This is a genomic window from Dawidia cretensis (assembly GCF_018598175.1).
Lineage (GTDB): Bacteria > Bacteroidota > Bacteroidia > Cytophagales > Cyclobacteriaceae > Ohtaekwangia > Ohtaekwangia cretensis.
The window spans coordinates 1-305 of the sequence record NZ_JAHESE010000173.1; the positions used below are offsets into that span (position 1 = coordinate 1).

General features: G+C 60.3%; 1 protein-coding gene. It reads left to right on the forward strand.

Annotation, left to right across the window (positions count from 1 at the left end; genetic code table 11):
• Positions 1-10: 10 nt before the first annotated feature.
• Positions 11-305 (forward strand): DUF3748 domain-containing protein (locus KK062_RS30245; protein ID WP_254088113.1); only part of this gene is annotated, 295 nt, incomplete at its 3' end.

The following is a 305-nucleotide window of genomic DNA, read 5'->3' on the forward strand; positions in this document are numbered from 1 at the left end:
GCCTTATAGCATGACCCGTCGCTTTGGCGCGCTGTTAAGCCCGCATACTTCCCGCGTGATCCGTCACGCCGAGGCACGTGTAGTACACGAGCCTTTTGTCGCCGGTGCCCTGCGCGGCGGTACACATGCCCATACGTGGAGTGGCGACGGCGCCTGGATCAGCTTTACCTATAACGACGTATTGCTGGAGCAAGACCTTCGTACCATCGGCGTCATGGCACCCGGGCAGCGCGTGGCGGTGCCGGTAACGGACTGTGAGAGCTTTGCCGGCGAATATTTTACCGTGGTTGTAGCGACTGTTACCG